The organism is Flavitalea flava, from assembly GCF_054461575.1.
The window spans coordinates 95,759-110,302 of record NZ_JBTLQH010000008.1; the positions used below are offsets into that span (position 1 = coordinate 95,759).

The 14,544-nt window shown below is 45.4% G+C and carries 8 protein-coding genes; all 8 read right to left on the reverse strand.

Going from position 1 to position 14,544, the window contains the following annotated elements; genetic code table 11:
- Positions 1 to 25: 25 nt before the first annotated feature.
- Positions 26 to 271: a hypothetical protein gene (locus ACX0G9_RS10210; RefSeq protein ID WP_459064795.1), complete on the reverse strand. Its 246-nt coding sequence runs from the start codon at positions 269 to 271 to the stop codon at positions 26 to 28.
- 37 nt (positions 272 to 308) lie between these two features.
- A complete protein-coding gene (locus tag ACX0G9_RS10215; protein ID WP_459064796.1) occupies positions 309 to 5,123 on the reverse strand; it encodes a DUF5977 domain-containing protein in 4,815 nt (1,604 codons plus the stop codon).
- Between the two features lie 67 nt (positions 5,124 to 5,190).
- Entirely contained in the window at positions 5,191 to 6,708 is a 1,518-nt protein-coding gene (locus ACX0G9_RS10220; protein WP_459064797.1) for a hypothetical protein, read from the reverse strand.
- A gap of 372 nt (positions 6,709 to 7,080) precedes the next feature.
- Positions 7,081 to 9,456, reverse strand: coding sequence for an ABC transporter permease (locus tag ACX0G9_RS10225; protein ID WP_459064798.1), 2,376 nt, complete (start codon positions 9,454 to 9,456; stop codon positions 7,081 to 7,083).
- A 185-nt stretch (positions 9,457 to 9,641) separates the two neighbouring features.
- A complete protein-coding gene (locus tag ACX0G9_RS10230; protein ID WP_459064799.1) occupies positions 9,642 to 10,544 on the reverse strand; it encodes a hypothetical protein in 903 nt (300 codons plus the stop codon).
- 48 nt (positions 10,545 to 10,592) lie between these two features.
- Positions 10,593 to 11,492 (reverse strand): relaxase/mobilization nuclease domain-containing protein, encoded by a 900-nt coding sequence (locus ACX0G9_RS10235; RefSeq protein WP_459064800.1) that lies wholly within the window; start codon positions 11,490 to 11,492, stop codon positions 10,593 to 10,595.
- Positions 11,482 to 11,823: a plasmid mobilization protein gene (locus tag ACX0G9_RS10240; RefSeq protein WP_459064801.1), complete on the reverse strand. Its 342-nt coding sequence runs from the start codon at positions 11,821 to 11,823 to the stop codon at positions 11,482 to 11,484. Before ACX0G9_RS10240 ends, ACX0G9_RS10235 begins: the two co-directional genes overlap by 11 nt.
- Before the next feature lie 180 nt (positions 11,824 to 12,003).
- Positions 12,004 to 14,541, reverse strand: coding sequence for a DUF5686 family protein (locus tag ACX0G9_RS10245; protein ID WP_459064884.1), 2,538 nt, complete (start codon positions 14,539 to 14,541; stop codon positions 12,004 to 12,006).
- Positions 14,542 to 14,544: the final 3 nt, after the last annotated feature.

Here is a 14,544-nt window from a genome sequence, read left to right on the forward strand (position 1 = left end):
AGATTTCCAGGATAAATAGCGTGGGCTATTGGGTTTTTATGGTTTGTTGAATATCATCGCTCATCGGGTGAACGGCTTGTTGATATAGTCGTTCCAGGCCCTCATATTGCTGGCTGAAAAGACCCGAAGTAGCGGTATTGACGATCAATATCTTTTTTCCCCGGTAATCACTCAAATGGATAGACTCTCCGCCTCCCAAAGCAGGAACAGAAAGGCTTAAGATATCGGTCAAATAAAAAAGGCTGAAAAAGGAAATAAGAAAAGTATACATGTTGAACTAATTAAACGGTTCGTTCTATTAATTGTTTTTACGGGCATTGTCCACCGAACGTACTGGTATGATCATAGATATAGCTGCCGTCCGAAAAGAAGTAGCCATATTTGGTCACACAGCCAATACCAGCCGTATAGACCTGGGAAATAATCCCTAGCGAACCGGTCTGACAGGCGCAACTAATTATTTTATGATTGGTTCCCGTACACGTAGTCGTACAGGTTCCGTTTGTATTGGCGTAAGTTTGGCCGTTAGCGGTAACGGCATTGGTAGCCTGCTGATTGGCAGTCGCCAGATCCACGGAAGAACTATATGTATTTGCCGGAACCGTATACAGCACTGCGCTGCCGGTATACTGGCAGGAGCAATTATTACGGGTATACGTCCCTGACTGTACCTGATTGTAGAATGTACAAGTGCCGCTCGCATTTGCATTTGCCTGTCCAGTGGTATTGGCAGCCGTAAGGGCCTTCTGGTCGGCATCCCCCTGGGTGATAAGGGAACTGTAGGTATTTGCGGGCACCGTATAGGTAATACTGCTGCCCACCCCACCCGTTCCGCAATTGTTTCGCGTATAGCTTCCTCCCTGGACAGTATTATAAAAGGTGCAGGTGCCGTTCGAATTCGCAAAGGCGGGACCACCCGCTGCCAGCGCATTGGCGGCCAACTGGTTGGCGGTTGGCTGATCGACTAAAGAATTATAGGCTCCTGCGGCAATCGTATACGTTACCGTGGAAGGGGAACCACCCGTCGCACAATTCGTGCGAGTAAAATTTCCGCTCTGTGCCGTATTATAAAAGGTACAGGTACCGTTTGAATTGGCATAGGCCGGTCCATTCAAATTTACCATGGCAAGTGCTTTAGCATCGGCATCCGCCTGGCTTATCGCAGAGGTGTACCCTCCTGCGGCCACCGTATACAACACATTGGAAGGGATGGCTCCCGTTGCGCAATTACTGCGGGTGAAAGATCCGCTCTGCGCCGCACTCAGATAAATAGCGGGCTTCTGGTATTGATACTCGTATTGTTTTAAAATGTTGTTGTCCATATCCCGGATACGTAACAGGCGGGCAAGGGAATCATATTCGTAATAGGTGATCCTGTTGGTAACATCACACTGACTGATCATACCTATCAATGGGGAATAGCTGTAGCTGATCATCTGGGCCGTAAGGGGATACAGACGTATTTCATCGATACTACCCGAACCCGTCAGGCTAACAGATGTCTGCCCGGTGATCCGGTGTTCAAAATAGGTCCAGGACGTTCCTTTGACCACACTTGTGCGTCCCTGGATGGGATACCCGCTTTGGGTGCCGGTTATCATATAAGCGGAACCATTGGTCGTCCAATAAGAAACGACATAAATTTGTGCAGCGGTTAATCCTGCCTTGCTGATCCCTCCATTGGAAAGCGTATAAGACCTTTTACCCGTAACAGCGGTCGCATTTCGTAACACTGATCCGATGGTCCAGTTGCCGCTGCCATCTCCTTCAAAACTGGTATACGCGATCTGGTCGCTGGTCGTATTGGCTACCTTGGCAATCGGCTGGGTATTCAGGTAATCCCAAACATACGCCACCGGTACCCCATCATGGGGGGTTACCTGCAAAGGATTGCCCTTATTGAATAGATAGGAGGATTCATCCGCATAACGATTGTCCCGGGTCACTGTACTCCCAGATACCGCAGCATTGGCAAAGGTGGAAGAAGGCGCCTGTAACATAAGGAGCTGCGTTTTTCCGGGATAGGCATAACCTATAGGAATAAGCGAGGTATCGTATTTTGTGAAATCAGCATGACGCAGGTTCTGGTTCTTCCAGTCGCTGGATTCTATCAATGCATTGTTGTACTGATCCTGCAGGCGTAAAACTGGCTTTAAATAGCCATCCGCTGATGTTGCCGCATTGATATGACAAGTACTAAATGCATTTGTAGGGTTGATATAATTAAGCCGCTGGCAACTGTCATAACTAATACGTGCTGAAGCCTGGCATTGCAAATAGGCCAGATAAGCAGTCGTAAGACACAAACCTCCACCCCCACAAGCCGTCCGGGCGTTATTATACTGGGTCTGACAGCTGGAACAGGTAGTAGTATAGGACTGTCCGCAATTAGTAGTGGCATCACAGTTGGGAAGCCGGAAGTCAAAGGCATATTTCATATTCGTCGACAAACTGTCTCCGGTGGAAGTAGTGGTCACCTTTCGGGTAGGCTGGTTATGATAAGGGCTTCCATAATAGGTGGTGGTGGTCTTAGAGAGCCCCCCTGAACCGGTAGATTTGTAATCATCGGAGATCACCATCATCTTGGTCTTCCGGACCGTTGATAGGTTATAATTCGTGCCTAATAATATATTCTGCCCTCCGCCTGAATACATCGATACGATGAAACCAGGGGTGGTAAGCACCGTAGTGGTGTCGTAGTAGGGATAATAATAGGCATCCTTTAACAACTGACCGGCTTCATTAAAATGTTGCTCGTAATATAATTCCCCTCTTCGGTAATCCAGTGGTGGTGGGGCGGCAGGATAATTGGGAGCATTGGGATTACAACTGGTGGTATTGACGTCCGTGACGGCTATGAATGAGCTCTGCGTTGGGTAACCATTGGTATGTATATAATAATTGTAATTACTATAGCCGTTGCCCGATTGCGAAACCTTGACAAGGCTATAACCAAAATGATTGCCTTGGGCGGTTGCCATCGGACGGATACTTCCTGCCGATATGCAAAACTCTCCCCCATTTCCTGGACAACCATAAGGGTTCAGGGAATTCGGCTGAAATCCATTAGCTACTGTCCAGAACCCTACGTTTTCAATCAGGTCGTTACGGACCTGTTGTACATAAACGGGAACACTATACAAAACTCCTGTTGGTGAACCGCCACTAGTGTAATCGTAGGAGGTAACCTGGTCCTTGGTAGTAAGGCCGTCATTATGAGTAATGGTCTTGATCCGCAAACCACCGATAACAATATTATAGGTGAAGGTGACATCAATCTTCTGGGAAATGTTTGCGGTAGCGCCACCCGATAAATTATTATAGTTTGGCAAAGTCAATACGGCCTTATAATTGCCAGCTGGAAGGTTATATGAAGTAGGAGAAACTGCATAGGTCGGCACATTTAAATAATACACGGTTGCATTAGTGCTGGTGTTAATGATGGAAAGAGAACCAGAATAATTAGCGGTACTGGTTAGCGAGATCGTGATGGCATTTCCATTACCAACAAAGTTATTGATCATGGTATCCTGAGATTGTCCGAACATATGGACCACCATACCCGCTAGTATATTATCGGTCAGACCGCTGGAATCACCGATAAAGTTGTGTGGCTCAAAATCAAAGACGGTATGTCCGCCAGTCGGGTAGGATATTTGCTGCAAGGCGCCTCCTCGCATGGCAGGCCACGCAGAACTTCGGTTGGCTCCGGGGAAGGGTACCCCATTAACGGTGTAGGAAGGTACCAGTTTGTTATTGTTTGGGACCCCATTATAAAAGCCCCAGTGATCAAATCCAAAGGCTAAGCGGCGGGGAACCATTTCGGTGAAATAACTGAATTTATGGGGGGGGACATTCACTGAATTGTCACAGGAAACCTCTGTCACACTGTCCAGGCGCAATCGTTGCTTATCTGTTTGGAGGTTGTAATTCGCCGATAATAAGAAGCCCGACAAAGGAGTTGAATTATCCGTAAAATAACCATACGAGAAATTATACCGTTTGCAGAATCCAGCGGAATCAGTGATCTGTATAGCTCCTAAGGTCTTGCATTGCTGGTTGACCCCATCGCTGATCGAGGCTATATTGTCACTCAGATCGGTCCGGACAGATCCGCCGATAAAATTTACCGTTCCATTGGGGAAGCTGATTTTGCTAAGGCGAACGCCAGTCACGATATTTTTTACCAGATCGTATTCAAAATGAGCACCAATTTCGTTCGGAACAGTAGTTCCGCTAACTGGAAAGGTGGAAAGGGTGAAATAACCATAGGTTTCCGGTTGATAACCTAATTGAATGGAAAACTGATTATCGGGAGATACGATCTTATTCAAATACCAACTGGAAATGGCTGTACCTCCCGTTCCGCTTAAGAGCGTGAAGGGATTGGTCACTTCTATTGGCAGGGTGCCGGTCGTACCCGGCGTATTGCCGAAGAAATACTGAACGCCATCGGGTGTGGTAACGGTAAATCCCTGGATGCTACCACCTCCCGGACCGGTAACGATATAGCCTGTGCTATCGGAAGGGTAATAGGGGACAATTTTCAGATCCTGTTGCGGGACCAGCACCGGGGTCCGATCATCACGGAAATAGAACTTCCCGGTGTATCCTCCGAAATTAAAAAAGAACAGATCGGGCTGCCCATCCTTTCTTCCCTCCGCAAAACCTATCCAGTCCTGTTTGCCATCGATGCCATACAGATAATTGTTATACCCGTAATCGCTAAAATGCCCCTTAACTTCGGCACCCCCCGCATTTGTTCCCCTTTCATCCGGCTGCCCCATGACCGTCCGGGTGATCACCCCACCGGCGTCCAGGGCCCAGCCCGCACCCACCCAACCGGCAGGCTCCTGGACCTTTAATCCTGATGCGTGATAACTGAGATTGATCGGCAGGGACAATGGCCCTGCCTTGATGGTATAGATCGGAATACCGATCTGAGGAATACCGGTATGATAGCTCACCGGTATATCACCGAATTTTCCCAGGGAAGCGGCATTGGGAGAGGCAATGGAAACATGACCGATGGCATTGGCGGAATCCTGCGAAAAAACAGGTACAGAAAATAATGCCAGTAGTCCCGCGCACAATAACAACAGTCTGCTCATTTTACGATGCATGTGAAACATACTTTTATTCTTGTTGAAAATATTATTGCAATGATTTTTTATTTTTTTCCTTTCACGGTCAAAACCCATACCCAACCCTAAATACAACCGGCTGTGTCTGCGGTCTTTGCGAATAACTAAGCATATCCCACAATAAACTCAGCTTTGTTTTCTTAAACACCCGGCTCTTGACAGACACCGTTTTACTCACTCCAATAAGCCCCGATTTGGTCCAGTTATCGATGTTCCGTAGCTGCTGCACCGCTGAAAAGGGAGTTGTGTAATTGTATTCGAATCCACCACTGATAAAAAAGCTTGCTTTTATTTTTACGTCAATAAAAGACCTGATACCCAAACCGTTTGATGAAAAGGCGATATGATTCCATCCGTTACCCAGACCTACCTTATAACTAGCACCAATACCTGCACTATTACCATGTCCAAGTCGATACCCGATCGTAAGCCCCAGATCCACCACTGTCGGATAGTACTGGTTATTGCGGCTCGTCTGGAAGTTGGTGCCGTATTCCAATCGTTTCCATAATGCCTTGATCTTCTGATCATTAGGTTTGAAATTGGGCATATCCAAATCTCCGCTACCGCCTCCCAGTTGGTTTAGTTTATCCTTATAGCCATCCAATTGCCCTTGTGCTGATTGCAGGTTAGCCTGCAAAGCCGCAGCACCTCCTGCTCCGCCTGCTGCCACCTGGCTCTGTATAAGTTGGCTGATCTGATCACGGGTTTGGAGTCCAACGAGTCCCTGAGGATCGCCGTATCCGGATGGCAAACCGAATAAACCGGCGAGCGCTCCATTTTTCTTCATGAAGTCCTGAAAGGCAGGTAATTGATTCAGATAGGTCAATGCCTTTTGTTCAAGGGCATTGGGAGAATTCAACAGCTCGCGGTATTCGCGGACCTGCTGCGAGTAATAAAACAAACTCTGATTCATCCCCTGCACCTCTTTGGTGAGGCTACTGGGCAGATTATTATAACGGCTGAGATATTGTGAGATCTGTTCTTTGCGATCCCTGATATATTGTTTGATCTGATCGGCATCCTGCAGTTTGGCTTGTAGGGCTTGCAGCTCATTTACGGAACGTTGCAACTGCGGATTTACCGAAGCACCCACCGAAGCCTGCAGCAACTGCGGGTTCGCTTGCAAAAAACCAAGCGTGCTGCGTAAGGAATCCGTATAAGGCTGATACTCTCCGCTGGCGGATGCCGACCGGTTGCCGGTGTCCGTCTTCAATTTTTGCGCCAGTGCCGCATATTGTTCCGATGAATGGGCAAACAAATTTTTGGTCCCCGTCGAATCGATCCGGTATAATTTCTTCCGGATCCGGTCTTCGCGACGCGTCATTTGCTCCAGGTATTTTTCCGTTTGCCGGGTAAGCTGTTGGTTAAGATCCGCCGTCTTATGCTGTATCCGGTCCAATAGCCTGGAAGGAAAACTGAATACCTTTCCTGACACGGATTCATCCCCCGAAGCTGACGAAGCAGCCTGCCCGGATTGTCCGGATTCCACGGATTGTCCAAAGGAAATCTCCACACAAAGCAGTTGCCCGATAAACAGGCAAATGGCAATTCTTTTTAGCATAGGTATAGCATTACCGATACGACTTGAATCAGTTCGATTACTTATAGCAAGGATAAATCAGGCGTGGAACACGCGTTGAAGAAAAAAGGATGTCAACTGGGACACAAAAGAAAAGGTGTAGAATGACGGGCCATAAATCGGCCGCTTGCTCGAATTAGGTTTGGGTTCATGAGACAGGTTACTTAAGGGTTAAGGTGTAATGATTCCTAAGGAATTCATGGAGCTACGGAATGACGAATATATAAAACTTTTTTATTCCGCAAAATTATTTTTGTTCCTTGCCATCCATAGACGCTTTAATAAATTAAGCGTAAAATAAACTTCGCAACAACAACACTTTAATTTCAACTTTACCTAACCCCAAAAAGAAACCTACTCAGAACGCAGATTTTTCACCGGGTTTGCCAAAGCCGATTTGATAGCCTGGTAACTTACCGTTAATAGGGCAATGGTTACTGACAACAAACAGGCAGCCCCAAATACCCACCAGTGGATACTAACGCGATACTCATAATCCTGCAACCATTTATACATGCCCCAATAGGACAATGGCGCTGCTATTAAAAAAGAGACAATGACCAACTTTACAAAATCTTTAGACAACAAAGTAGCGATACCGGTAACTGATGCACCCAATACTTTGCGGACCCCGATTTCCTTTATCCTGTTTTCCGCCATATAAGTAGCAAGACCGAATAAACCAAGACAGGAGATAAATATGGTAAGCCCTGCAAATAAGGCAGCAAGGGTGCCTTGCCGTTTTCCATTTTCAAATTTCCGGGCATATTCCTGGTCAACGAATTTGTATTCAAATGGGTATTCTGGATTATATTTATTAAAAACAGCTTCTGCTTTTTTAAGGTTTTGCGCCGTGGAATTTTTGCCATTCAGTTTTATCAGTATGGCATGAAACTCGTCCGCTTTTTTTGCGCCTGAAATCAGCATCGGCTTTGTTTGTTCATACGGAGAGGTAAGAATAAAATCCTTTATCACACCGACAATATGCCAATCCACGCCCATATCCTTTACTATTTTATCGATAGGATTCTTGAATTTCATCACTTTCAGCGAAGATTCATTTATGATCATGCCTGTAGAATCGGTTGGAAATTCTTTCAGGTCGAAGTCACGGCCTTGTGTAAATTGCAACCCGGCAGTAACACCCAGACCTTCATCTTCCGTGAACCGGTTAAAATCGGTTCGGTCATTAGGGTCCTTCCCCTCCCATTCCTGACCCCATCCATCACTCCAGCTTTGTGTAAGCGGCTGACTGGTCTTAACTATCGATGAAGCAATACCATCAGCTAATAATTGATTTTTTATCAGGGAATAATTTTTGGGGACATCACCCGTCATAAAATGATATACGAGGTTGTCTTTATTGTAGCCCGTCTGCCTGTCCTGGGCATAGTCATTCTGCTGTTTTACTATTATGGTGCAGATGATCAGGATGATAGCGAAGGTGAACTGAATGACAACCAGTACTTTTCGTGGTGTTATCAAGGCATTCGCTTTTTTAAAGGTACCCTTCAGCACTTTAACCGGCTGAAAGGAGGAAAGAAAGAACGCAGGGTAACTACCGGCTAATATTCCGGTAAATAGCACAAATCCAATACCTGCCAGCCATGTATAACCATTGGCGAAATCGATCAACAGTTTTTTATCCGTGAGTTGATTGTAGGCGGGTAAACTTAATTCCACTATGATAACCGCAACAATAGAGGCAAGAAATGCAACCAGGACAGATTCACCGATAAACTGACTGATCAGCGAGGATTTTTGTGCCCCTACCACTTTTCGAATGCCTACTTCCTTTGCCCGTTTCTCGCTTCTCGCCGTACTCAGGTTCATAAAATTTATACAGGCGATCAGTAATATAAATGCGGCGATAGTCCCGAAAAGTTTTATAAAGGTGATGCGGCCGCCGTTATCTTCTGTGCCATTGGTAAAGCTGGAATACAATCTCCAGCGGGTAATCGGGTAAAAGAACATTTGCCAGTTATCCTTTTTGGCTTCTTCGTCATACTTCTGTTTTAATATTTTTATTTTAGGTGCTACGGAAGCCAGGCTGGCATTTGGCTTCAACAACACATAGGTTTGGACACTATTATTATTCCAGCTGGAATCGCCCCAACCCCTATAATTTAAATAGGACCAGGGAAGGAGGTATTCAAAAGTAAATCGTGTATTATGAGGGAGGTCCTTCATAATGCCCGTTACCGTAAAATTATCCGTATTATCGATTTTGACCACCTTTCCCATGGCATCTTCGTTGCCGAACAGGCTCTTAGCCATGGATTCGGTAACCACGATCGAGTGCATATCGTTCAACGCAGTGGCGGGATTACCTTTTATTAATGGGAAACTGAATAGTTGAAAAAAACCTGTATCCACTATATTTCCTTCTTTGGTAATTCGCTTATCGCCGATACTGAAAAGAAAATTATTGCCATGATTCACCCGAACGGCACGTTCCACCTCGGGCAGGTCATGCTCGGTAGCACGGGCAAGTATTTTAGGCACATTGTTCCATGACCAGATTTTGTTTTCAATCCTGGCCTGGTTCCAGGCTTCAAAAATGCGGTCTTTCTTTTCATGGAACTGGTCATAGCTTACCTCATTTTGTATCCACAAAAAAATGAGTATAGCGCTGGCCATGCCTACTGCAAGACCTGTAATATTGATGGCCGAAAATCCTTTGTTCCGAATTAGGTTCCGGTAGGCCACTTTTAAGAAATTTCTAATCATAAGTATATATAAATAAATCAGTTAAAGTATCCGGCACTTCTTGGCGGTAATGGCATACCAAGAAAGTGCCGGATAATCCTATAAGTGATTTACAGTGTGCTAGTTATATGGTGAATAAGGCCTTGTTCGGTTCTGATACAAGATCTGTCCGTTTTTGATACACTCTGACTCGTCCGGAGAAGACCCTATTTCTCCTTTTTTTCCATTTTCTCCAATTTCCGGATCTCCATTTCGTTCTCCTGTCGTTGCAACTGTTTTTCGAATAGTGCCTTTCGTCGTTCTTCCTCCTCGTAAACGATTTTTCGGAAGCTCTCCGGATTAGTCAGATAAACGCTATCGGCCCTTGCGGTACTATTCAATAAGGAAGGATCACTGGTTAATTTCAGCCAACGCCATTTACTGTCATTATCTAAATATTGATTGGCACGTTCCCGTTGCTTGTTCCAGAAGAAACCAACCAACAGAACGAGCTGGATCAGCCCGCACAGGATCCAAATCGTCTTTCCCATAAAATGTTTATGGTGAACGGTCTTTTCATAAGGCTCCTGGAACTTGGCCGCGTGTTCGCGTAAAACATTTTTCACTTCTTCGACACCTTTGACCGGGAAACTTAATTTGTCGCTCAATTCCGCAACAATTTTTTTTACCTCCGTGATAAGTTGTGTAAGTTTCCTGACCTCCCCCGAATTCTTATCCAAGCCTGATCCTAATCCGGCAACCGCCTCTCCGAGCGTTTGAGGCTCAGTTAGGGGTGAATAGGGTACAGCCGTTTGAAGCATCAGCGTTTCGACATGCCCGTTTATTTCCAGGAACTGACCGTTAGCCTTTCTGATCAACTCTTTATTTTCCTTAATACCGGTCCCGTTATTTACCGCTTTTTCCAGCAAGGTTGTTAACAAATCGTTTTCTGTCATTCCCATCTGACCTTTTTCCTGTTTATCCATTTCCTTATTCAGAATTTCATTTTTTTCCAATTGCCATTTAATTATTTCATTTTTTCCTGTCTCCTTATTCTCTCCTTCATTTTTTTCTTCCTGCTCTTTTTTTATCTCCTTTTTAACTAAAGGATTTCTCGATGATTCATGCATAACGTAGATTTTTTTTCAATTAAAAAAAATAATTCATTTTTTACCAGCTTATAAAAAATGCCCTGGACGATGCCGGTAAATTTGTTCCTGTTTATTCTCCTCCTGGACCAGCTTATTTTCCTTCCGGATCAGCTTATTCTCCTGACCCTTAGCCAGCATTTCTTCTTTTATAAGTGACCACTTTCTTTCCAGGTTTAGCGACAAAGACTGTTCCTGTTGGAGGGCAAGCGTTTTCTCCAAACCCGCCAGGGAAAATGCCTTGTCCACCCGGCTGCCTTTGAAACAATACTTTTTTAGCTTAAAACTTATCCCTTGGTGTTCTCCGGTCAAAGGATCATTTTTATATCGGATCGTTATACCCCTTTCTATCAATCTCCTTTCCAGTTCATCGAGGTTTTGGCAGCCCTGCAATTCCTCATGGACCGCCAGGTAGACACGGTAACGCATGGCTTCGTTATCGGGAAGGGCTTCAAAATTGATCCGTTCCAGATTTTTCCCATTATCCGGCATCAGGTTATATTCCCGGGTAAGTTGTTTGGCCGCTTTGATCCCCCGTTCGATGATCAGGCCTTTTGCTGTCACCTGACCTGTATTATCGATCCGGTTGGCAACGATATGCACATGAACATGCGCTTTATCGTTATGGCGGACAACGACATATTGAGTCGGGCTCGTACCGATCTTTTGCAGGTATTTACCGGAAAGCTCCACTATCAGTTCATTTCCCGGATCCTCCCCATGGGGGAAACTTAAGACCCCGTGAAAGACCGGGTTTTCTTTTTTCAGACGCACCCATTGGCACTGTGTTTCAAAGTCAATTTCCATATCCCGGAGATTAGAATCCCTCACCCCTTCAAGAGCAAGAATTTCCGCTCTTTCCAGATCCTGGCAGACATAGACGCAGGTTTGACCAAAAGTTTTGCTGGTCTTAAAAATTTTACTGTTCATGGAAAAATCGGTTTATGGTTTCATCGATCTGGTCCCGGCAGCGTTGAAAAGCCGGCATTATTTCCAGTATACCTTCCTTTTTTGCGATAACACCCAGTTGTCCAAGCTGGTTGGACACCCGTATCAGGTCTTTGAAGAAGCCGCGCTCTTCTTCCGTCCATCTTGGTTTTATCACCGCATAAAGAGCCGAATGCCGCATGTAATCCGAAATATTCATTCCGGTTTCCTTCGTCTTTTGCTGGATAATGGAATATTGAGCATTGGTTACAAAAAAACCGATGTGCTTTTCCTGTTTAATGACCCTGGGGGGTCTTCCCGTAATTTTTGTCATAGCTATTTTTTTAGTTAAAAAATTATGTCAGTACACCAAAGTGCACAACCGGTCTTACCGGGTTTGGCAAAATAACAGCAATTACAAAAACGAAAAGATCCAGGACGTCCTGGAAAAATAAACGATTGAAAATCAGGGATTGGCAAGCCCAATTCCTAAATTTTCCAATTGTTTCCTTAATTAAAAATGAAAATCAGCGCTTACCCGTACACCGAATTTGGAGATATCGGGATGATCGAGATAGGTAAAACGTTTGACGATATCGAGACGAATGAAAGAAAAGATATTGGTAACACCGGCGCTGGCCTCCAGGTAGGGACCCTGATCCAGCGGAAAGGTGGAAGCCGCTCCATTAACGAGGGGAAAAACCATCTGGTTGGGATTATATTTGGGGTTATTCTCGTTACGCAGGCCACCGTATAATAACTTGGCGGCAACAACCTCCCGGAGTCTTAACTTTTTTAGCAACGGGATCTTATTAAAAAAGAAGCCCCCGAAATAGTGGTCGATGATCAGACTGGCATAATGATCGCTGACAAACTCTTCCGAATTCATGAGATTATAGGCATTATCACTATAAAAATAGGATTGGTTGGTCGGATGGATGATCAGCAGGGGGAAAGGCAGGGTTCCCTGTAAATACTCCGCGTCGAAAGAAATATCGGAGAACCCGAAGGGGGGAAGAAACCAGCGTTTATTTACATTCAGATGAAAGGCATTAAAATCGAATTGCCCGCCGAACAGACCATTGATACCCCTGGAATATTGAAAATTCAGGATTGGGTATTTATTGGTAATATTCGTCCGGCCCACCTTATTCTGTACGAACTGCTCGTGAGGAGCCCACCGAAAGGAGGCGGAAAGTTCACCGGACGTAAGTTGCCGGACCGTGTCGAATTTTCCTGCCGTATGTTCGTAAACATAGGTAAGATCGCCCGCCGGTATTTGTTTCCAGTACTTTGCCCCCAGGATATAGGAAAAATGATCCCCAACCTCACGAACGTTGGACACCCGGAAAATATCATTATACAATAATTTACCATTATACCCCCTGGAAAAGGAAGAAAGAAAGGCATTACCCTGCGAAAACACCCCTTCCTGGCCCGGATTTTTGGTATCATGCAAATAACTGACCTGAAGATAATTAAAGGGATACGTATAGATCGAGCGGTTGTTGACCGAATAAGAACCGCTGAGAAAATATTTCCATTTTTGATCTCTGAACCCGTAGGCCACATAAGACTCGCCGAAATAACGTGTACTTAACCTGGTATTGGACCTTGCCCCAATTCTTAATTTATCTCCTTCTACCGGATTAAAAGAGTAAAAGCTGCCTACCGGCCCGATATCGAATTTACCTGCTGATTTATAACCCACACTAAAAAGAGTCACATAATCCATCAGGCGTTTGTATGATTTCATCCTTACCAGGCTGTCCGTATTGGAATAAGTCCGTCCTTCCGGTCCGCTCAGCGGGACCGGTCGTTCGTCTTCCCAAAAGGAGTCAGCCTGATTGATGGAATATTGCATCGTATCCAGGGCAGCTCCCTTAAAAACAGGGTCCGGCAGGGTAGTATCCGTCAAATGGGAGACCGTAACCAGGCGTTGTGCATAGATCCCCGGTGTCCGGGGAAAGGGGCTGAAATGGGCGATCATATCGGAGGTAGCCAGATAATAACGGTCGCCGGGACCTTTTTCAAAATCCTGGTTGATCCGGAAATCCCGGACATAATTCAGATTGATATGTTTGGTCACCCCTAAAGAGGCTTTCCGGATGGCATAATTGCCATCCAGCGTAATCGTTAGCAGCCCCTGAAATAAAAGATCCTCGCTGTTCCTTGGTGTAAAATAAAGATTGACCAGCTGAACCCCGTTCTCCTCGATGGTATCCCGGATATAATACTGGTAGAAGGTCGGGCCCAGATCTGCAATGGGGCTAATGAACTCCATCGTGAAGGCCGAAACGGAATTGCTGTAGATATTGACGTCCTCGTACATCCGGTTCAGACCGGAGGTTATCCCTTTGGTATCGATATATTCCCCGAAATCAACGCTTTTCCTTCCCAGTATGATCTGTTTGCGTTTTTCAGGCTGCCTGCGGTAATAGTTTTGCGTAAGAATTTCCTGGAGAAAGATCGAGGTCAGTCTTTTACCCGGAGCAAGCGTAGTATCTATATTCTGGAAAAAAAAGTCGAATTTTTTCAGCGGCTTGACTCCGGTAACCTTGCCGTAGGTTTTATCGACCAGCCCCCTGATTTTTTCATATTGGAGATAAGAAGCATAAGGATAAGCACCCGGACCGTTTTTTTCCTTGTTGGCAATCACTTTCCGGATGAGCTCGACGGCAGGATTGTCCTTATTCCGGTATTTTTTACGTTTGCCGCTGACAAATACATCTTCCAGGGCTGTATAGGCCTTGGAAAGCCTTATCATAAATTGCTGGGTGGCGCTGTCTGTTAACGTAACGGTATATGGATGATACCCCGTTATTGAGAAGACCAGTTTCCGGATATTGTGTTCCACCCCCACCCTGAATTTGCCGTCATGATCCGTAAAACCTCCCCCCGTGCTGTTCTTAATACTGATGCTTACGTTCTGCAAGGGAGCATGGGAAGCCGAATCCAATACGACACCGGTAATCCTTTTTGTTTGCGCAAAAACGAACTGGCAAAGGAATACGGAGAAGAGTACTGGTATGAGGCGCGCTGTTTTTTGTATGGG